This window comes from Actinophytocola gossypii (genome assembly GCF_025165815.1).
In the GTDB taxonomy this organism is placed as follows: domain Bacteria; phylum Actinomycetota; class Actinomycetes; order Mycobacteriales; family Pseudonocardiaceae; genus Actinophytocola; species Actinophytocola gossypii.
Genome location: NZ_JAFFZE010000012.1, coordinates 180,503 through 201,088, shown reverse-complemented (window position 1 = coordinate 201,088; position 20,586 = coordinate 180,503). Strand labels below are relative to the sequence as shown.

At 72.3% G+C, this 20,586-nt stretch carries 15 protein-coding genes; 7 read left to right on the top strand and 8 right to left on the bottom strand.

What is annotated here, in order from left to right; all coding sequences use genetic code 11:
- Window positions 1-12: 12 nt before the first annotated feature.
- Together JT362_RS14780 and JT362_RS14775 are read left to right on the top strand one after the other, a co-directional pair.
- Window positions 13-1,863 carry a glycoside hydrolase family 76 protein gene (locus tag JT362_RS14780; protein WP_260191770.1) on the top strand — a complete coding sequence of 617 codons (1,851 nt, stop codon included), beginning with the start codon at window positions 13-15 and terminating at the stop codon, window positions 1,861-1,863.
- Window positions 1,860-4,595 carry an AbfB domain-containing protein gene (locus tag JT362_RS14775; RefSeq protein ID WP_260191769.1) on the top strand — a complete coding sequence of 912 codons (2,736 nt, stop codon included), beginning with the start codon at window positions 1,860-1,862 and terminating at the stop codon, window positions 4,593-4,595. The genes JT362_RS14780 and JT362_RS14775 overlap by 4 nt, the downstream gene beginning before the upstream one ends.
- Window positions 4,596-4,597: 2 nt before the next feature.
- Here JT362_RS14775 and JT362_RS14770 read toward each other — a convergent pair whose 3' ends face one another.
- Window positions 4,598-5,047: a DUF6924 domain-containing protein gene (locus JT362_RS14770; RefSeq protein WP_260191768.1), complete on the bottom strand. Its 450-nt coding sequence runs from the start codon at window positions 5,045-5,047 to the stop codon at window positions 4,598-4,600.
- Window positions 5,048-5,133: 86 nt separating this feature from the next.
- On the opposite strand from JT362_RS14770, the gene JT362_RS14765 reads away from it, so the two are divergent.
- Window positions 5,134-7,221 (top strand): acyltransferase family protein, encoded by a 2,088-nt coding sequence (locus JT362_RS14765; RefSeq protein ID WP_260191767.1) that lies wholly within the window; start codon window positions 5,134-5,136, stop codon window positions 7,219-7,221.
- A gap of 15 nt (window positions 7,222-7,236) precedes the next feature.
- Here JT362_RS14765 and JT362_RS14760 read toward each other — a convergent pair whose 3' ends face one another.
- From JT362_RS14760 to JT362_RS14745, 4 genes are all read right to left on the bottom strand, one after another.
- Window positions 7,237-8,484, bottom strand: coding sequence for a coiled-coil domain-containing protein (locus JT362_RS14760; protein ID WP_260191766.1), 1,248 nt, complete (start codon window positions 8,482-8,484; stop codon window positions 7,237-7,239).
- 120 nt (window positions 8,485-8,604) lie between these two features.
- Complete coding sequence (locus JT362_RS14755; RefSeq protein WP_260191765.1) at window positions 8,605-9,702, bottom strand: alkaline phosphatase family protein; 1,098 nt, start codon at window positions 9,700-9,702, stop codon at window positions 8,605-8,607.
- 20 nt (window positions 9,703-9,722) lie between these two features.
- Window positions 9,723-12,542: a helix-turn-helix transcriptional regulator gene (locus tag JT362_RS14750; protein ID WP_260191764.1), complete on the bottom strand. Its 2,820-nt coding sequence runs from the start codon at window positions 12,540-12,542 to the stop codon at window positions 9,723-9,725.
- Between the two features lie 446 nt (window positions 12,543-12,988).
- Window positions 12,989-13,297 carry a hypothetical protein gene (locus tag JT362_RS14745; RefSeq protein ID WP_260191763.1) on the bottom strand — a complete coding sequence of 103 codons (309 nt, stop codon included), beginning with the start codon at window positions 13,295-13,297 and terminating at the stop codon, window positions 12,989-12,991.
- A gap of 181 nt (window positions 13,298-13,478) precedes the next feature.
- Between JT362_RS14745 and JT362_RS14740 the strand changes: the two genes are divergently transcribed.
- Window positions 13,479-13,838, top strand: coding sequence for an anti-sigma factor antagonist (locus tag JT362_RS14740; protein ID WP_260191762.1), 360 nt, complete (start codon window positions 13,479-13,481; stop codon window positions 13,836-13,838).
- Window positions 13,839-13,939: 101 nt separating this feature from the next.
- Here JT362_RS14740 and JT362_RS14735 read toward each other — a convergent pair whose 3' ends face one another.
- The 3 genes from JT362_RS14735 to JT362_RS14725 all read right to left on the bottom strand — a co-directional run bounded on the left by JT362_RS14735 (window position 13,940) and on the right by JT362_RS14725 (window position 18,117).
- A complete protein-coding gene (locus JT362_RS14735; RefSeq protein WP_260191761.1) occupies window positions 13,940-15,007 on the bottom strand; it encodes an NAD-dependent epimerase/dehydratase family protein in 1,068 nt (355 codons plus the stop codon).
- Entirely contained in the window at window positions 15,004-17,115 is a 2,112-nt protein-coding gene (locus JT362_RS14730; protein WP_260191760.1) for a catalase, read from the bottom strand. Before JT362_RS14730 ends, JT362_RS14735 begins: the two co-directional genes overlap by 4 nt.
- 78 nt (window positions 17,116-17,193) lie before the next feature.
- The gene (locus JT362_RS14725; RefSeq protein ID WP_260191759.1) at window positions 17,194-18,117 is read right to left on the bottom strand and encodes a YihY/virulence factor BrkB family protein; all 924 of its coding nucleotides are present in this window, start codon (window positions 18,115-18,117) and stop codon (window positions 17,194-17,196) included.
- Window positions 18,118-18,221: 104 nt separating this feature from the next.
- On the opposite strand from JT362_RS14725, the gene dhaK reads away from it, so the two are divergent.
- Genes dhaK through dhaM form a run of 3 tightly spaced genes read left to right on the top strand, consistent with a single transcriptional unit; the run spans window position 18,222 to window position 20,554 of the window.
- Window positions 18,222-19,223 (top strand): dihydroxyacetone kinase subunit DhaK, encoded by a 1,002-nt coding sequence (gene dhaK / locus JT362_RS14720; protein WP_260191758.1) that lies wholly within the window; start codon window positions 18,222-18,224, stop codon window positions 19,221-19,223.
- Window positions 19,223-19,843, top strand: a complete 621-nt coding sequence (dhaL, locus tag JT362_RS14715) for a dihydroxyacetone kinase subunit DhaL (protein ID WP_260191757.1) — start codon at window positions 19,223-19,225, stop codon at window positions 19,841-19,843. The genes dhaK and dhaL overlap by 1 nt, the downstream gene beginning before the upstream one ends.
- A 42-nt stretch (window positions 19,844-19,885) precedes the next feature.
- On the top strand, window positions 19,886-20,554 hold the full coding sequence (gene dhaM, locus JT362_RS14710) for a dihydroxyacetone kinase phosphoryl donor subunit DhaM (protein WP_260191756.1): 669 nt from the start codon (window positions 19,886-19,888) through the stop codon (window positions 20,552-20,554).
- The last annotated feature ends 32 nt before the right edge of the window (window positions 20,555-20,586 follow it).

Here is a 20,586-nt window from a genome sequence, read left to right as displayed (position 1 = left end):
CCTGGAGCACACATGTCAGTACAGCTGGCCCTCGTCGCGGCGCTCGCGGCGGGGATCGTGACCGTACCCACCGAGTCGACGCGGGCGGCACCGGCACCGGCACCGGTCGCCGAGCCCGCCGCCACCGTCTGTTTCCTGCACTGCGACACGCTCGACCCGTCCCGCGCCGGGCAGGAGACCTTTCCCGTGCCGGAGAAGGACCTCAACGGCCGCCGCCTCGTCCTCCACGTGTCCGATGTGGACGGAATGGCCTGGGGCAGCATCGACGACGGGCGCCCCGGCGACTCCGTCTGGCTCGACCGCTCCTGGGACGGCGGCGCCACCTGGGAGGGACTGCTCGGCCGGGCCACCATCCCGGACACGTGGACCGGCACCCGCACGCTCATGTACAACATCTCCGACCCGCGCGGCCACCGCCGAGGCGTGATCCGCGCCTGCGGGGACGCCCAGGGCGTCGGGTGCACGGAGTGGGTGTACCCGGAGGTCTGCGACACCCGGTGCGACGGCGCCGACCCGGGCCTGGCCGACGGCGACACCCAGCCCGTGCCGCCGACCACGCTGTTCGGCCGCACGATCCGCCTGCACCTGGACCGCGACGGCATGGCCTGGGGCAGCATCGAGTCCGGCGCGCCCGGCGACGAGATCTGGCTGGACCGCTCGTGGAACGCCGGCGCGAGCTGGCCCGGCGGGTCGTCGCTCGGCCGCACCGCCGCGACCGGGACCTCGGCCAGCACCACGATGTTCGCCACCCACGACCCGCGCGCCAGGCACTACGGCGGCGCGGTACGGGCGTGCGGCCGGGCGGCGCCGTACCAGCAGGGCAGCTGCACGCCCTGGGCCCGCCCGGCCACCGACCGCGCCGCCGCGGCCGCCGACGCGCTGCTGTACGACTACGACCCGTACGACGGCTGGTGGCGGAGCAGCTGGTGGAACTCGGCGGCCACGCTCACCGCGCTGATCGCCTACGCCGCGCACACCGGCGACCGGAGCCACGACTGGGTCATCGCCCGCACCTTCGAGCGCAACCGGGGCACGTTCCCCGCCGGTGAGCGCGGCACCGATCCGATCGAGGGCGACTTCCGCAGCCGCGCCATCGACGACGCCGCCTGGTGGGGCCTGGCCTGGATCGCCGCCTACGACCACACCGGCGAGGCCCGTTACCTCGACATGGCCGGGAGGATCGCCACCTACGTGCACGGCTACTGGGACCCGAGCACCTGCGGCGGCGGGGTCTGGTGGAACCGGGAACGCACCTACAAGAACGCGGTCACCAACGGCCAGTACCTGCGCCTGACCGCGGCCCTGCACCTGCGAACACCGGGCGACACGGTCTGGCTCACCCGTGCCCGCAACGCCGCCGACTGGTACCTGGCCAGCGGCATGATCAACGCCGCCGGCCTGGTCAACGACGGCCTGACCGGCGACTGCCGCAACAACGGCCAGACGGTGTGGACCTACAACCAGGGCCTCGCGATCGGCGGCCTGGTCGAGGTGTGGCGGGCGACCGGCGACGCGCGCCACCTCGACGTGGCGCGCCGGCTCGCCGACGCCGCGATCACCGGTGACGTGCTGACCCGCGGTGGCGTGCTCACCGAGAGCTGCGACGTCGGGACCGCCAGGTGCGACGACAACCAGAAGCAGTTCAAGGGCATCTTCGTCCGCTACCTCGCCGACCTGGCCGACGTGACCGGATCGCCCGCGTACCGGCGGTACCTGCGGGCCCAGGCCGACTCGGTCTGGACGCGCGACCGGGACGCGCTCAACCGGGTCGGCCAGCGCTGGGCGGGTGGCGACCCCAACCAGGTCGACTGGCGCACCCAGGCCAGCGGCCTCGAAGCACTCACCTTCGGGAGCACCGGATGAGACGTCTCCTCGTAGCCGCAAACGCTTTCCTCATCGCCGCGACCACCGTCGTCGCGGTCGCCCCGGCCGCCTCGGCCGCCGAGTGGGTGCCCAAGCAGCCGCCGCTGACAACGCCGTGGACGAGCCAGGTCTCGCCGACGAACGCGCTGCCCGAGTACCCGCGCCCGCAGCTGGTCCGCGCGGACTGGCTCAACCTCAACGGCGTCTGGGAGTTCACCGGCACGCCGAACATCGACTCGCCGCCGGTCGGGCAGACGCTGCCCGAGGGCGTGCTGGTGCCGTACCCGATCGAGTCCGCGCTGTCCGGGATCATGCGGCACGAGGACAGCATGTTCTACCGCAGGACGTTCACCGTCCCGTCCGGCTGGGACGGCCGCCGGGTGAAGCTGAACTTCGGCGCGGTGACCTGGGAGGCCAGGGTCTGGGTCAACGGCGTCCTGGTGGGCACGCACACCGGCGGCTTCGACCCGTTCGCCTTCGACATCACCGACGCGCTCCGCGACGGCGCCAACGAGATCATCGTCGGCGCGTACTCGCCGATCGACGGCAGCACCTACCCGATCGGCAAGCAGCGCCGCGACCCGAGCGGGATCTGGTACACCGCCGCGTCCGGCATCTGGCAGACCGTGTGGTTGGAACCGGTGCACGCCAACCACATCACCCGGCTGGACACCACCCCGGACGTCCCGGCCGGCGAACTGGACCTCGTCGTCCAGGGCAGCCCCGGCCAGCCGGTCCGTGCCGAGGTCCTGAGCGGTGGGACGGTCGTCGGCACCGCGACCGGCACGAGTGGGCGGCACCTGCGGGTCCCGGTGCCGAACGCGCGGCTGTGGTCGCCGGACGATCCGTTCCTCTACGACCTGCGCGTCACCATGGGCTCGGATGTCGTCACCGGCTACTTCGGCATGCGCTCGCTGGGCAAGGCGATGGTCGGCGGGGTGATGCGTCCGCTGCTCAACGGCGAGTTCGTCTACCAGCTCGGCACGCTCGACCAGGGCTACTGGCCGGACGGGATCTACACCGCGCCGACCGACGAGGCGCTGGCCTTCGACCTGGAGCGGCAGAAGGCGCTGGGCTTCAACATGGTCCGCAAGCACATCAAGGTCGAGCCGGCGCGCTGGTTCTACCACGCCGACCGGCTCGGACTGCTGGTGTGGCAGGACATGCCGTCGCTGGACGCGGTGGACGACGTGCCGGCGCGGGCGCACGCGAACTTCGAGTCGGAGCTGCGGCGGATGGTGGAGAACCTGAAGCAGATCACGTCGATCGTGCAGTGGGTGCCGTTCAACGAGGGCTGGGGCGAGTACGACAACGGGCGGATCGTCGACCTGGTCCGCTCCATCGACCCGACGCGGCTGATCAACCACAACTCCGGCTCGAACTGCTGCGTGTCCGACCCGGAGCCGTCGAACGGCGACATCATCGACGACCACGCGTACCAGATGTCGGCGGGTACCCGGCTGCCGACGGCGACCCGGGTCGCGGTGCTCGGCGAGTACGGCGGGCTCGGACGGCGGGTGGAAGGTCACGAGTGGGAGCCGGGCGCCGGGTTCGCCTACGGGGACCTGTACCCGGACGAGACGTCGCTGACCAACCGGTACGTCGCGATCACCGAGGAGGTCGGCCGGTTCGTGCAGACCCGGGGGCTGTCCGGATCGGTCTACACCGAGCCGTACGACCTGGAGAACGAGGTCAACGGCTTCTACACCTACGACCGGCGGGTACTGAAGATGGACGCCGCCCGGGTGCGCGCGGTGAACCAGGAGGTGCTGGCGCGGGCCGAGGGCACCGAGGTCGGCCGCGGCGAGCTGGTGTCGCTGCGGGTCACCACGCCCGGGTACACCGACCGATACCTGCGGCACCGGGACAGCCTTGCGCGCACGGACCCCGACGACGGATCGGACGTGCTGAAGAAGGACGCCACGTTCTGGGCGCGGCCGGGGCTGGCGGACGCGTCGTGCCTGTCGTTCGAGTCGCGGAACTTCCCCGGCCGGTACCTGCGGCACGCGGACTGGCGGCTGCGGCTCGACGCGTCCGACGGCTCGGCGGCGTTCGCCGGCGACGCCACGTTCTGTGCCCGTTCCGGCTCGGGGGCGACAGCGCTGGAGTCCTACGACACTCCCGGCGCGTTCGTCCGGCACTTCGACGAGCAGGTGTACCTGGCGCGGAGCGGTGGCCCGAACCCGTGGGACACGGCCGCGAGCTTCGCCGAGGACACCACGTGGGCGGCGGTGGTGCCGCGCTGGCGCAGTGCGGTCGACCTGCCGCTGGACCAGGCGCGGTCACTGCGGGTGACGACGCCGGGGTTCACCGACCGGTACCTGCGGCACCGGGACAGCCTCGCGCGTACCGACGTGGTCACGGCGTCGAGTCCGGCGCTGCTCAAGGCGGACGCGACGTTCGTGGTGCGGCGGGGGCTGGCGGATCCGTCGTGCTACTCGTTCGAGTCACGGAACATCGCGGGGAACTACCTGCGGCACCAGTCGTTCCGGGTGCGGATCGCGGGAAGTGACGGGTCGGAGCTGTTCCGCCGGGACGCCACGTTCTGCGCGCAGCCGGGGTCGGGGGCGGGAACCGTCCGGCTGGCCTCGGTCAACGAGCTGGGCACGAACGTGCGGCACTACGCGGAGGAGGTGTGGGTCGCCTCCAGCGGCGGCGCGCACGCCTACGACAACCCGGCCTCCTACCCGGCCGACGTCAGCTGGGCCATCGCCCCGCCCTGGACACCCTGACGTCAGGGCGTCGGGGGCTGGTCGCCGCGCAGGGCGGCCAGGGCCTCGACGTGCCTCGGGTGCAGGCGGTGGACGCCGTCCTCGCCGACGGAGTCGAGGTAGTCGTCGAAGGTCAGGTTGTCGATCGAGAGGTTGCCGACGACGCTGCGGACGGCGTCGGCCGCGACGCGGAACGTTCGACCGGGCTCCGCCCTGACGTCGACCGCCAGGAGCGGGTGGTCGTCGCCGGCGAACGTCGTCGCGTCGGCCACCACGAGCACGGGTTGCGGGTGGTCCGGCGGCAGGAGGGACAGCAGGTCCTCGGGCGTGAGGTCCCGGTGGGCGGGGTCCGCGACGTAGGTCACGTACTCGTCGTCGACCTCCGCCGGCAACGCGGCCCAGGCGGCGTCGTCGGTGAAGTCGGTGCGCACGAGCAGCGGGTTCTCGGTGCGGGGGAGCGGGCTGGACGGCACGGGCACCGAGCCTAGCGGGGAAACCGTTGAGTACGCTCCCCGCTCGGGGGACGACCAGCCGGGCGACGGAAGCAGGGGGCGCGAGCGTGGGGGTGGCGGTCGAGGAGCGGCACGAGCCCGCCCCGTCCCGGAACACCGAGCGCCCTGCTCGTGGGTTCCGGCCGGACATCCAGGCGCTGCGGGCCGTCGCGGTGCTGGCGGTCGTGCTCAACCACCTGTGGCCGGAGTGGCTCACCGGCGGGTACGTCGGGGTGGACGTGTTCTTCGTCATCTCCGGGTTCCTGATCAGCTCGCACCTCGGCCGGGAGATCGGGACCACCGGGCGGGTGCGGCTCGGCCGCTTCTACGCCCGGCGCGTGCGGCGGCTGCTGCCGGCCGCGTTCCTGGTGCTCGGGGCCAGCCTCGTCGCCGCCTACCTGCTGCTGCCGTACCCGCGCTGGGAGGCGAACGCGCAGGAGGCGGTGGCCAGCGCGCTGTACTTCGAGAACTGGCTGCTGGCGATCAACTCGGTCGACTACTCCGCGGTCAACGCGGTGGCGAGCCTGGTCCAGCACTACTGGTCGCTGTCGGTGGAGGAGCAGTTCTACCTGTTCTGGCCGCTGCTGCTGGTGCTGCTGTTCAAGCTCAGGGCGCGGCTCGCCGGCATCGCGGTGGTCGGCGCCGCCTCGCTCGCGTACAGCGTCTACCTCACCGAAACGTCCCCCGAGCAGGCGTACTTCGTGACGCCCGTTCGGGTGTGGGAGTTCGCGCTGGGTGCGCTCGTCGCGTTGCTCGGAACGCGGCTGGTGCTGCCCAGGGCGGCCTGCGGGATCGCCTCGCTCGCCGGGTTCGCGATGATCGTCGGCTCGGCCGTGGCCTACGGGCACGGGACACCGTTCCCCGGCTACCTCGCGCTGGTGCCGACGGTGGGCACCGCGCTGGTCATCGTGGCCGGGAACCGGGACGGGCGGCAGTGGCACACGCCGGTCACCTCCTCGGCACCGGTGCAGTTCGTCGGGAACGTCAGCTACTCGCTGTACCTGTGGCACTGGCCGCTGATCGTGCTGGCGCCGTTCGCGCTCGGTGTGACCGAGCCGACGACGTTGCAACTGCTCGGCGTGCTCGCCGCGTCGCTGGTGCTGGCGTACCTGTCGAAGGTGCTGGTCGAGGACCGCGGGATGGCCTGGCCCCGGCTCACCCGCAGCACCGGGCTGACCTTCACCGGCATGGTCGCCGGAGTGGTGGCGGTCTCGCTCGCCGCGGGGTCGCTGAACTGGACCTACGACCGGCACGTCGCGCAGGCCGAGCGGGAGCTGGCGGTCCAGGCGGCCGACCGGTGCCACGGCGCGGGCGCGCTCGACCAGGAGAACGACTGCGCGGACCCGCTCGGCCCGGCGGAGGTCGTGACGATGGGCCCGGCGAACCGGTACTACTGGGCGCCGCCGGAGTGCGTGCCGGTCGACGAGTACCGGGCGGGTGACAAGCAGACCACGTCGGTGTGCGACTACAGCCGGGGCGCGTCGTCGGCCGAGACGGTGTGGCTGGTGGGCGACTCGCACGCGCAGCAGTGGCAGAGCCCGCTGTTCGAGCTGGCCGAGGAGCGCGGGTGGGTGCTCAAGTTCGCGGTGCTCGGCGGCTGTCCGTTCGCGAAGATCCAGTTCACCGGGTACCGGGTCGAGGCACCCGAGGCGCACACCCAGACCTGCATGGACTGGACCGAACGGATGGTGGACGTGATCGCCGCCGACCGCCCGGCGATGGTCCTGACGTCGTTCCACGCCCGCGAGGAGAACGCCGACGACGGTTCCGGCCGGTCGCAGGTCGAGCAGTACCGCGAGGGTCTGGAGCCGTACTGGCGGGTGTGGACCGACGCGGGCGCGCGGGTGGTGGTGCTGGCCGATCCGCCGCAGAGCGTGAGCGTGCGGTCGCGGGACTGCGTCACGCTGAACCCCGACGATCCGCTGGCGTGTGCGGCCGACCGGGCGGCGGCGCACCCGCCGGACCCGCTGACCGAGGTGGCCAGGACCACCGACGAGGTCACCCTCGTTGACCTGACCGACTACTTCTGCGACGCCCGCCGCTGCTACGCGGTGGTCGGCAACGTCGCCGTGTACTTCGACGGCGACCACCTGAACCGGGAGTTCAGCCAGAGCCTGAAGCCGATGCTCGCCGAGGCCCTCGACGCCGTGCGGTGAGTCTCCGCCCGCCGTTCAGGTCGGGGTGGGCTGCTCGACCTTCATGCGTTGAGCCGGGATGTCCGCCGGTCTCGGTCCTGGGTCGGGGTCGTCGTCCGGGTCGTCGGGCTGGAGCAGCGGGGCGGCGCCGGTCAGGATCTCGCGCGTGGTGCGGATGTGGTCGGCGAGCTGAGCGCGCAGGTCACGCAGCTCGTCGACCCGCCGCCGCGCCACCCCGACCCGCCGGTCCGCTTCGGCGGTGGCCTCGGTGACGAGGTGGTTCGCTCGGGCGGTGGCGTCGTCGAGCAGGTGATCGGCCCTGGTGGTGACGTCGTCGATCAGGGCCTCGGCGTGGGTGGTGACCTCGGCGCGTCGGCGGTTGGCTTCGGCGGTGGCCTCGGTGACGAGGTGGTTCGCTCGCGCGGTGGCGTCGTCGACGAGGTGGTCGGCCCTGGTGACGGCCGTGTCGACCAACGTCTCGGCGGTGGTCCTGGCCTCGGCTAGCTGACGGTCCGCGCTGGCTCGTGCCGCTTCGGTGACGCGGGTGGCCTGGATCTTCGCTTCGGCCAGGCGGCGGGTGGACTCCGCGGACGCGGCGGTGAGGGTGCGCTCCGCCTTCCGGTCCGCGTCGGTGATGCGGCGGGCCGCCTCGGCTTTTGCCCTGGTCAGCAGGGTTTCCGCGGCCTGTTCGGCGGCTTGCTTGCGGGCGGTGATCTCCTGGACGGCCTCCGTGCGTCGGGCGGCCATCGCGACCTCGAAGTCGGATTCGATGCGCTCGCGGCGGCGGGCTGCCCGCGCGTCCAGCTCCGCGACCTCGGCTTTCGCCTGGCGCATCAGGGTCTCGTGTTCGGACTCCATCGCGCGGCGGCGGTCGTCCAGTTCGGTCAACCGCTGCTCGTGGCGGGTGCGTAACCGCTCGGCCTCCTCCTGGGCGGTGGCCGAGCAGTGTTCGGCGGCGGCCTGCGCCCTGGCGATGATCTCGCCGGCCTCCTCCTTCGCCAGCTCGACCATCCGCCGCAGCCGCGGCGGTAACCGCTCGGGGTCCAACGGCGCCCGCTTCAGTTGGTCGATCCGTTGCGCCAGGCGGGAGTTCTCCGCGCGCAGCCGTTCCACCTCTCTGGTCAGGTTCTCGGCAAGGTTCGCGTTCGCATCCCGATCGGCGGCGAGCACGCGCAGCTCCTCCTCGACGCTCTGCACGTACTGCCGCACCGGACCACGCCGGTAACCGCGGAACACCACGTCGAATCCGGTGCGCAGCGGTACCAGTTCCCTGCCGTCGACCACCCGGCATCAACTCCCTCCCACTTGACCGTCCATTATGGACAGAGCGGGTAGACACCTTGCTGATTCCAGGTATACCAGCAAAAGTAGCAGGCAGGTAAGGCCCTTCGCGGAGTTCGTTGATCAAACTCGGGTGAGCAGGAACGGGACCAGCAACTCCGCGGCGGACAGCGAACCGTGTTGCCCCACCGCCGAGGACACCGCCGGCTCCGCGACCGACCTGATCACACCGGCACCGTCACGCGCGGCCACCACCACGTCACCGATCCGCCCGGCGAACGCCGCCGCCACCGGCCCGAACCAGCCCTCCTCGACGGCCTGCTCCCTCGGCACCACGACCGCCGCGTCGCCCAGCACCTCCCGCCAGGCCGCCAACACGGAAGCCGCCGCGCCCGGCTCCGCGTACACGTGCCGCGAACGCGGGTCGCCGGCCAGCAGCCGTACCCCCGCGCGCAGCTCCGGCACGGTGTCCACGTCGAACGTCCGGTCCATCGTGACCATGCCGTGGTCACCGGTCACCGCCAGCACCGCGTCGGCCGGCAGCGCGTTCGCCAGCGTCGCGACCAGCCGGTCCACCTGCGCCAACTGCACCCGCCACGGCAGCGAGCCCGGCCCGTACACGTGCCCCATCGTGTCCAGGTCGGCGTGGTAGCCGTAGACCAGCCGCCGGCCGGGCGCGGTCAGCGCGGTGATCATCTCGGCGGCCAGGTCGCCGAGCGCCCGGTTGCCCCGGTACTCGCCGCCGCGCAGCACCGCGCGGGTCAGGGGTGTGTCGCGGAACACGCGCCTGGACACGACCGTGACCGCGACCCCCGCCGCCCCCGCCCGCTCGAACACGGTCGGCGCCGGCTGCACCCGCTCGGGCGCCGGGTCCGCGTCCGCGCGCCAGTTCAGCCCGTCCAGCCGCGTTCCGTCCACCTCGAACGACGTACCGACCATGCCGTGCGAACCAGGCGGCAGGCCGGTGCCGACGGAGGCCAGGCTGACCACCGTGCTGGACGGGAACCCGACGGTCAGCGGTCCCGCGTCCGGCAGCGACGCGAGGAACGGCGCGTCGGCGGCGTGCTCGCGCAGCAGTTCCGAGCCGAGCCCGTCGACCAGCAGCAACGCCGCCGCACGGGCCGGCTCGACGGGCAGCGCCGGCGCGCCGCCGACGCCGAGCGCGGCCAGCAGCGACGGCAGCACCTCGGCCAGCGACCGCCGGCCGTACTCGGGGAGCATGATCCCCAGCAAACCACGAGTCAGGTGAGCGTGTGGTCGTGCTCGGCGGCCTCGCGGGCGATGTCGATGCGGGACCGGACGCCGAGCTTGGCCAGGATGTGCGACACGTGCGTACCGACCGTGCGCGGCGAGAGCACGAGCTGCTCGGCGATCTGCCGGTTGGGCAGCCCGGCGGCGACCATCGCCGCGATCTTGGTCTCGGTCGGGGTGAGGCTCTGCCAGCCCGCCTTGGCCTGGCGGTGCTTGGCCCTCGGCCCCCGGCGGATGCCGTGCCGGCGCAGCCGCGCGCGCAGGTGCGTCAGGTCCCAGTTCGCGCCGAGCTCGCCGTAGAGGTCGTCGGCGGTGGTGAACGCGGAGCGCGCCGCGATCCGGTCGCCCTGCTCGGCGTGGGTGAGCGCGGCCGCCTCCAGCGCCTTCGCGCGCAGCAGCGGGCGGCTGGCCCGCTCGTAGTGCTCGGCGGCGTCCCGGAGCATCGACGGGTCCCGGTCGAGCAGCCCCCGGCAGTACGCGGCGGTGGCGAGCCGGTGCGGCACCCGGGACTGCCCGGCCAGCGTGCTGGCCTGCGCGGCGATGTCGGCGGCCGCGCCCTCGGTGCCGACGTGCGCGGCCAACCGCGCCGCCTCGGGCAGCAGGTCCTCCATCTCGTCGAGCTCCTCGGCGTGCCCGGTGACGCACGCGGTGAGCTCGGCCAGCGCCTCGGCCGGCGCGTCGTTGATCTCGAGGTCCAGGCTGCGGGCCAGCTTCAACGACGCGATGACCCGGTTGCCGATCTTCTCCGCGCTCGGCGCGGCCAGCTCCAGATGCTGCCGCGCGGTCGCCGGGTCACCCCGGTGGAACGCGATCACGGCGGCGATGCCCCGGTCGCAGCACGTCACCCCGGGGTCCTTGAAGTCGTCGGACAGGTTCTCGATCTCGGCCTGGGCGTCGTCCCACCGGCCCACCTCGAACAGCAGCTCGGTGAGCGCGGTCTGGGCCTGAGCGAGCCGGACCAGGCTGCCGGAGCGGTCGGCCTGCTGGCGTACTCGCTCGGCGGCCCGGATCGCGTCCTCGTACCGGTCGAGGTCACCCAGTGCGACGGCCTTGTTGATCTGCAGCAACAGGGCGAGATCGGTGAGCGCGGTGTCGTCCTCGACGACCTCCAGCGCCCGCTCGAACAGCGGCACCGCGCTCGCGACGTCACCCTGCATCATCGACACGATGATCAGTACGTGCAGCGCCCAGCCGACCGCCCAGCGGTCCCCGGCCTGCTCAGCGGTCGCCAGGGCCTCCGCGGCGACCCGCCCGGCCACGGTCACCTCGCCGAGGTCCCGGTGAGCACGCGCGGTCATCACCAGCAGCCGGCCCCGGTGCTGGGCGGACAGACCAGGCAGGGTGAGCGCCCGCGCCAGTGACTCGAACGACTCGTCGGCCCGGCCCGCCAGCGCGCGGCACTGGGACACCGTCCAGTGCAGGTCGACGACCAGGTCCGGGTCGGTGATCACGGCCATCGTGCGGTGCGCGACGCGCTGGGCCCGGACGTGGTCGCCGGTCCGGAACAGCGCGTCCGCCAGCCGGCAGGCGAGCACCGCGCCGCGCCGGGTGTTCGGCGGCGAGCGGCGGGACGCCTGGCTCAGCAGGTCGATCGCCAGCTTCGGGGTCTGCGCGATCAGCGTCGGCGCGGCGTCGGCGAGCCAGTCGAGCAGTGGCTCGTCCAGCGGACCCGCGTCCGGCGATTTCGTGGCGGCGAGGAGTTGGCGGGCGACCCGGTCGTGCGGCACCCCGGCTTCGGCCAGGGCGCGGGCCGCGTCCCGGTGCCACGCGGGCCGGACCGCCTCGGCGATGTCGTCGTAGAGCGCGCGGCGGATCAGCGGGTGCCGGAACGCCAGCCGCTCGCGGACCTCCCGGAGCACGCCGGCGGCACAGGCCTCGTCGAGTGCGGGCACCAGGTCGACGATGCGGGCATTCCGCACGAGCGCGAGGTCGGAGACCAGGAAGTCCATCCCGAGCAGGGCCGCGGCCTGCAGCGTCGTGCGCAGGTCGCGGGGCAGGAAGTCGAGCCGGTGCGCGATCGCCGCGTAGAGCGACTCCGGCACCGGGCCACCGGTCACCTCGACGACCCCGGAGTCGTTGACCTTCAACCGGTCCGAGCGCAGCAGGGCCTCCATCAACTCGGTCACGTACAGCGGGTTGCCGGCGGCCCCGTCGGCGAGCCGCAGCAGATCCTCACCGGGCTCGCCCGAGGAGATCGCGGTGACCAGGTTCGCGATCGCACCCTGGGGCAGCCCGCCGAGGCGGACGGTGCCGGGCTCGCCGACCGCGCGACGGACCGCGTCGAGCTCGTCGCGCTGGGGGATCGGCCGGACGACGCCGATCAGCAGCAGGGCGGAGCGGTCGACCCAGCGGGTGAGCATCTCCCACACGCCGATCGTCGCGGCGTCCGCCCATTGCAGGTCGTCGACGACCAGGACGGTCGGGCCCGCGCTGCAGAGTTCGGTCAGCAGGGTGAGCATCTGCTCGGACGCGGCGGTCGTCGGATCGGCACCGCCGCTGACCTCGCCCCGCAGCAGTCGCTGGATGGTCGCGAGCCGGGGCTCGTTGTCCAGTTCCCTGGCCCACAACGCATCCAGCAACGGCCGCAGGGGGAGCGCCTGCCCGAGCTCGTCGCCTTCGGCCCAGAACACCTGGTAGCCGCGTTCCTCGGCGGCCGCCACCGCGGCCCGCGCGAGGGATGACTTGCCGATGCCGGGCTCGCCCTCGATGAGCAGCGCTCGCCCCGTGCCGGCGGCGAGGTCGTCGGTCAACTCGACGAGCCTGGAGAGTTCGGCGTCACGGCCAACAAGCGCAGACGCACCACCCGGCATGGTTCGACGATATGACGTGCCGTGGCCGAAGGCATCGGCCATCCGGGCGGTTGTGCAGGGTCCGCCCGTAGTGGGGGTCGCCACATCAACCACCGACCATGCGCGTTTCTTCGAACGGCCCAGTTGTTAGCCGCTCGTTAGCAGTCGGTTATTTCCTCAATTACACCTCACATGTCATAGTGGAATTGGTAAGAGGATATGTTGGGCCTCTTGTATACCCCACGCGAGCTCTCTGGCCAGTCGTCGCTTGGATGCTAGGCCCCTTTTCCGGTGCAGAGAAAACGGGAGGCACGATGAGAATCGCGCGAATGGCCACCGCCCTTGTTGCCTCGATTCTGTTGGTTTTCGCAGGTGCAGGTGCAGGTGCGGCGGAACCGCCGGACATGACGCACAACGGCGCTACACCTGGGATGACGCACAACTGACGGATCTTCATCGAAATCATTTCAGTGGATCGCGCACCTCGGTCGAATGAGGTAGCCGTCCGGTGCGAGCGGCGCCGGCCGCAGGTCTTCTTCGTCGATGGCCCCACCATCGCCGTCAAGGCCTGCGGCCCGGTGCACTGCACGATTCTGCAATGTGTAGCCGAGGTCGACGAGGCGCCCACCTAATGCGCATTCATCGGCCACGCCCACCTGCTCTCGTCTTCCGGCGTCCGCGTCGAGAAGCCGGAGTACGTACCGGGCAATCTGGTTGTTGACGCTGGACAGTTCGGCGACGAGCACCAGCTCGTCGTGCCAGTCCGGGTCGGTCACCGCTTCCCCATCTCCTGTGCTCACCACGTTGCTTGACCTGAGCAACTCTTGCCCTGTCGGGCCGTCGAGACATCGGTAGAACGACGTATGTCGTTGTGGCGGGTTCGGGGCGGGCACGCTACGGTAGGAGCAGGTTCAGCCAGCAGCCACGTCCGGTACGACCGAGACAGAGGTGGTTCTGGTGCTGCACATCCAACGAGAGATCCACGACTTCGCCGTGCTCACCCGGGTGATCGGGGAGATCGACCTCAACGTGTTCGACGAGCTGCGAAGAGCGCTGGACACCGCGCTCGCCCTGACCGCCGCCCCGTACCCCATGGTCGTCGACCTGGACGGCGTCTCGTTCCTGTCCTCCGCCGGCCTGGCCGAACTGGTCGGGATCGACGAACGGGCCAGGACCCGCGGCGTCGAGGTCCGCTTCGTCGCCACCCGCCGCGAGGTGCTGCGCCCGCTGCGGCTCACCGGGCTGCTGGACCACCTCGACATCCGTGCCGAGGTCGACGAGGCGCTGTCCCGGCGACATCCGGAACTGAACGTGTAACGCGCGCCGCTCCGGCGGCGATGACCCCAGTGACCCCGCGTTGCTGGCGGACCCCCGACCTGGCAGCAACTCGGGGTTCTCTCATGTCCGCCGTCGCGCGCTCAGGGCGTGCTGCCGGGGCCGGTGCGGAGTTCGTGGGCGCGGCCCCCGGGGACGGTGGGCTCCAGCGGCGGGGTGGGCAGGCCGCCGACGTCGCGCATCCCGGCCAGCAGCTCGCCGACCGTGGTGGCCGCGTCGTACCGCGGGGTCCAGCCGAGCTCGTCGCGGGCGCGGGTGGAGTCCATCAGCGGCAGCCGCAGGACCGCGTCGAACAGGTCCGGGTCGGCCGGCGTCAGGTGCAGCCGCCACGCCGCGACCAGCGGGCCGCGCAGCGCCCAGACCGGCAGTGGAACCACCCGCGCACCCAGCAGCTCGGCCAGCAGCGGCGCGTCCAGCACCGGCTCGGTCGCCAGGTTGTAGGCGCCGCGCGCGTGCCCGTCGAGCGCGGCCAGCCGGTACGCCAGCGCCGCGTCGTCGGTGTGCAGCACCTGCATCCGCAGGCCGGGCAGGTCCGGCACGACCGGGATCATCGACGGCCGGACGAGCCGCTGGGGGAGCAGCGGCCCGGCGAACAGCCTGCGCTGCTCGCTGGCCGCCTCCCACTGGAACAGGAACCCCGGACGCATCCGCACCACCCGCACGTCCGGGTGCTGGGCCTCGAACCCGTCCAGCACGCGCTCCAGGTAGGCCTTCTCCCGGGTGTAGGACGCCGCCGGCCAGCCGTGCGTCGGCCACGACTCGTCGACCATCGTGTCCTTCGGGCCGGGGGAGTAGGCGCCGACCGACGACGCGTACACCAGCGCCGGCACCCCGGCGGCCGCGGTGGCCTCGAACACCCGCACGCTGCCGATGACGTTGGCCTCCCACGTGGTCACCGGGGTGCGCGCCGGCTGGAGCAGCCACGCCAGGTGGATCACCACGTCCGCGCCGGCCAGCAGCGGGACCAGGTCGTCGGTGGCCACGTCGGCGACCGCCCACTCGGCCTTGTCGACCGTCCACTCCGGGCACCGCCGGGCGATCGCGACGATCGTGCCGACGTCCGGGTCGTCGTTCAGCTCGCGCAGCACGCTGCTGCCGACGTTGCCGCTCGCGCCGGTCACCACGACCCGCTTCGCGGGCCCCGGACTCATGCCGGCACCCCGTCGGTCCTCCTCGCCCACGCCCGGTGCGCGGCGATCCCGTCGGCGAACGCCTCGACGAACCGGGCCGACAACTCGCCGGTGAGGTCGCCGGCCGCGGCGGTGGTGGTCACCACGCCGAGGTCGGACTCGACGTTCGTGTCCTCGGCGAACCGCACCTCCCGCACCCCGATCCGGCGCAGCAGGTCGACGCCGGACCCGAACGCGGCCACCGCCTTGGCGTGCTTGAACGCCTCCAGCACGAAGTGCACCGCGTACCCGTCCGCCGCCAGCGTCTCCACACTGGACGGACCGCAGGGCACGAGCACCGCGTCGTAGAGCACCGAGGCCATCGTGTTCAGCGCCCGGTCCACAGGCACCTCGGTACCGGCCGAGTCGCGCACCGAGCCGTCGGCCGGCGCCAGCAGCTCCACGATCGCACCGCGCTCGCGCAGCCCGTCGACCACACCGGCCAGCCCGGTGCCGTCCACCCCGTCGGCCACCAGTACCGCGACCTTGCGGGTGGCGATCGTGGCGGTCGGCGCGTTCAGCTGGCTCAGCGCGGGCGAGCTGGCGCCGTGGTTGGGCCGCACCTCCTCGGCCGGCGCGGGCACCCCCACACCGGGGGCGACCCGGGTCGCCAGCTCGTGGTCCACGTGGTTGAGCTGCTCGACCACCCGCGCGCGCACGCCCATGTCGACGCACTTGCCGAGCTCGAACCGGAACGCGCTCACCATGTGCTCGCGCTCCACGTCGGACATGCTGTTCCAGAACAGGGTCGCCTGGCTGTAGTAGTCCTTGAACGACTCGGCCCGGCGGCGGATCTTGGCCCCCTCGACCTTCTCCTGGTAGTGCTCGAACACCTCCGGGAACGCGCCGTCGGCCACCGGGCAGCCGCCGGACAGCGCGTTCTTCGTGTAGCTGGTCTTCCCGGTGTTGATCGTCGACTGGTGGTAGCCGTCCCGCTGGTTGTGGTGCACCGGCGCGACCGGGCGGTTCACCGGGAGCTGGCTGAAGTTCGGCCCGCCGAGCCGGATCAGCTGGGTGTCCAGGTAGGAGAAGTTCCTCGCCTGCAGCAGCGGGTCGTTGGTGAAGTCGATGCCCGGCACGATGTTCGCCGTGTGGAAGGCGACCTGCTCGGTCTCGGCGAAGAAGTTCTCCGGGTTGCGGTCGAGCACCAGCCGCCCGACCGGCCGCACCGGCACCCGCTCCTCCGGCACGATCTTCGTGGCGTCCAGCAGGTCGAAGTCGAACGCGAACTCGTCGGACTCCGGGATCAGCTGCACGCCGAGCTCCCACTCCGGGTACTGCCCGGCCTCGATCGCGTCCCACAGGTCGCGCCGGTTGAAGTCCGGGTCCTTGCCGGCGATCTTCTGCGTCTCGTCCCACACCAGCGAGTGCGTGCCGAGCACCGGCTTCCAGTGGAACTTCACGAACGTGCCCCGGCCCGCGGCGTTCACCAGCCGGAACGTGTGCACGCCGAAGCCCTGCATCATCCGGTAGCTGCGCGGCAGCGCCCGGTCGGACATCAGCCACATCATCATGTGCAACGTCTCCGGCTGCAGCCCGACGAAGTCCCACAGCGTGTCGTGCGCCGACTGCGCCTGCGGGATCTCGTTGTGCGGCTCTGGCTTCACCGCGTGCACGAAGTCGGGGAACTTGATCCCGTCGTGGATGAAGAAGACCGGCATGTTGTTGCCGACCAGGTCGTAGTTGCCCTGCCGGGTGTAGAACTTGGTGGCGAACCCGCGCACGTCGCGGACGGTGTCGGCCGAGCCGCGCGACCCGGCGACCGTGGAGAACCGCACGAACACCGGGGTACGCGTCGACGGATCGGTGAGGAACTCCGCGCAGGTGTACTCGCGCAGCGAGTCGTCGTAGGGCTCGAAGTACCCGTAGGCGCCCGCGCCGCGAGCGTGCACCACCCGCTCGGGAATGCGTTCGTGGTCGAAGTGGGTGATCTTCTCCCTGGCGTGGAAGTCCTCCAGCAGGGTCGGGCCGCGCTCGCCCGCGCTCAACGAGTCGTCGTCCTGACCGATCCGCACCCCCTGCTGCGTGGTGAGGTGGGTGTCGGTCGGGTCCTCGCGGACCGGGTCGAGCTGCTCGTGCTTGTCGTTCACCGTGGCTCCCTCGGACCGGCGCTCAGAAGTCGTCCGAGGGGCCTACCCGCGATCGGCGCGGGCAATCCGGGTGCGCGGTCAATCCATCGCCCGGGTGTCCCTCGGTGGGAGGAACGGCTCGGTCTCCTCGGGGAGTCCCTCGGTGATCTCCTTGCCGCGGGCCAGCTCCGCGTCCAGCTCGGCGCCGAGCAGCACCGCCAGGTTCGAGATCCACAGCCACACCAGGAACACGATCACGCCGGCCAGCGAGCCGTACACCTTGTTGTACGAGGCGAAGTTGGCGACGTAGAACGCGAACCCGGCCGAGGCGACCACCCACAGCACCACCGCGAGCGCGCTGCCGGGCGTCAGCCAGCGGAACCCGGGGTGCCGCACGTTCGGCGCGGCCCAGTACAGCAGCGCGATCGCCAGGCTGATCAGGAACGCGAGCACCGGCCACTTGGCGATGCTCCACACCAGCAGGCCGGTGTCGCCGAGGCCGAGCATGTTGCCCACCTGCTCGGCGATGCCGCCGCTGACCACCACGCCGATCGCGCACGCGGCCAGCAGGACCACCATGGCCAGGGTCAGCCCGACCCGCAGCGGGAGCGTCTTCCAGACCGGCCGGCCCTCCTCCACCTCGTACATGGTGTTCGACGCCCGGATGAACCCGCCGATGTACCCGGACGCCGACCACAACGCGCCGAGCAGGCCGGCGATGGCGAGCGGCCCGGCGACCGAGGCCGACCCGGACAGCTCGCGGATCACGTTGACGACGGTGTCGCTGGCCTGGCCGGGCGCCACCTGCCGGACGTTGTCGATCAGGGTCTGGGTGGCCGACTCCCCGGCGAGGCCGACGAGCGCGGTGAGCAGCACGATCCCGGGGAACAGCGACAGCATGCTGTAGTAGGTCAGCGCCGCCGCCCAGTCGAGCATGTTGTCGTCGTCGAACTCGCGGACCGTGCGCTTGAGCGCCGCCCACCAGGAGCGCTTCGGCAGGTCGCCGGGGCCTTCGGTCGCCATGGGGTCGGTTACCCCCGGCTGCCGGTCCGACACCCGCTTTCGGGATCGGCCGCGAAGGGGTAGGAATCGAGGTTGGCGGCTGTCGATCACGCCTGGAGGCTTCGATGAAGAAGATCATCAACGACCCGGCCACCGTGGTCGCCGACTCGCTGCGCGGGCTGGAGCTGGCGCACGCCGACCTGGTCACGGTCGTGCCGGACCCGGCGGTGGTGGTCCGCGCGGACGCCCCCGTGCAGGGCAAGGTCGCGGTCATCTCCGGCGGCGGCTCCGGGCACGAGCCGATGCACGGCGGCCTGGTCGGTCCCGGCATGCTCGACGCCGCCTGCCCCGGCCCGGTGTTCACCTCGCCCACCCCCGACCAGGTGCAGGCCGCGATCGAGCGCACCAACGGCGGGGCCGGCGCGCTGCTGATCGTCAAGAACTACACCGGCGACGTGCTGAACTTCGAGACCGCGGCCGAGCTGGCGCAGGCTGAGGACGTCGAGGTCGCCACCGTCGTGATCGACGACGACGTGGCCGTGCAGGACTCCCTCTACACCGCCGGCCGGCGCGGCGTCGGCGGCACCGTGCTGCTGGAGAAGATCGTCGGCGCCGCCGCCGAGCGCGGCGACGACCTGGCCGCCTGCCTGGCGCTGGCCCAGCGGGTGGTCGCGAACGTGCGGTCGATGGGCATGGCGCTGGCCGCCCCGACCGTGCCGCACGTCGGCGAGCCCAGCTTCGACCTCGACGCCGACGAGATGGAGGTCGGCATCGGCATCCACGGCGAGCCAGGCCGCGCCCGGCTGCCCGCGGAGAACGCGGACGGCATCGTCGCCCGGCTGCTGGAGCCGGTCCTGGCGGATCTTCCGTTCCGCGAGGGCGACCGGGTGCTGCTGTTCACCAACTCGATGGGCGCCACCCCCCTGCTGGAGCTGTACCTGGCGCACGGGATCGCCGAGCGGATGCTGGCCGACCGGGGCATCGTGGTGGAGCGGCGCCTGGTCGGCCCGTACGTGACGAGCCTGGAGATGCAGGGGATGAGCCTGACGGTGTTGAAGCTGGACGACGAGCTGACCGGGCTGTGGGACGCCCCGGTCCGCACCGCCGCGCTGCGGTGGGGCAGCTGATGGCGTGCACGGCGGAGTCCGTGGCCGACGCGGTCCGCGCCGCGGCGGCGGTGGTGGCGTCCCACCGCGACGAGCTGGTCGCCCTGGACCGCGCCATCGGCGACGGCGACCACGGGGAGAACCTCAACCGGGGCTTCACGGCGGTCGTGGCCGCCCTGGACGAGGGCACCCCGGACACGCCTGCGGCGGTGCTCAAGCTGGTGGCGAGCACGCTGATCTCGAAGGTCGGCGGCGCGGCCGGGCCGCTGTACGGCACCGCGTTCCTGCGCGCGTCGGCGGTGGTGAAGGACGCCGCCGAGCTTGGCCCGGCCGAAGTGGTCGCGGCGCTGGAGGCCGCGCTCGGCGGCGTCGTGGCCCGCGGCAAGGCCGAGGTCGGCGACAAGACCATGGTCGACGCGCTGAGCCCAGCCGTCGAGGCGGCCAGGTCGGCCGACTCGGTGTCGGAGCTGCTGACGGCGGCCGCCGAGGCGGCCCGCGCGGGCGCGGAGTCGACGGAGCCGCTGGTCGCGCGCAAGGGCCGCGCCTCCTACCTTGGCGAACGCAGCGCCGGCCACGTGGATCCCGGTGCCCGGTCCACGGCCCTGATCCTGGGCTCGTTCGCGGCCGGGCCAGTGCGATGAAGGACGTCTTCGGCGCACTCGACGCTACGAAGGGAGCCTTCATTGCATGACGGGGCGGAGCGGGTCGGGCTGGTGGTGGTGTCGCACAGCGCGCGGTTGGCCGCCGGGGTGGCGGAGGTCGCGGGGCAGATGGCGCCGGACGTGACGGTCGCGGCCGCCGGCGGTACGGCCGATGGCGGTATCGGCACCGACTTCGACGCGGTGAGCGAGGCGCTCGCGCGGGTCGGCGCCGCGGCGGTGCTGTACGACCTCGGCAGCGCCCGGATGGTCGCCGAGTTGGCCGTGGAGTCCCTGGACGACCCGTCGAGGGTGGTCCTGGTGGACGCGCCGCTGGTCGAGGGCGCCGTGGCGGCGGCGGTGGCCGCGCAGGGCGGCGCCGACCTGGCCGCCGTCGCGTCGGCCGCGCGGGCCGCCGGCAGCGAGCCCGAGGTGGCCGCTCCCGCCGAGGGCGAGGAGATCCGTGTCCGGCTCACCAACGAGATCGGCCTGCACGCCCGCCCGGCGGCGCTCACCGCCCGCACGCTGTCCGAACTGGACGCCTCGGTCACCGTCCGATTCGGCGACAAGTCCGCCGACGGCACCAGCGTGCTGGCCCTGATGGCCCTGGGTGCCCGCGGTGGCGACGAGGTCGTCGTGTCCGCCACCGGCCGCCAGTCGGACGACGCCCTGCGCGCGTTCGCCGACCTGGCCGCCCGCGACTTCGACGAATAGGGGGATTCCCAGCGGGCGTCCTGGAACGTAGG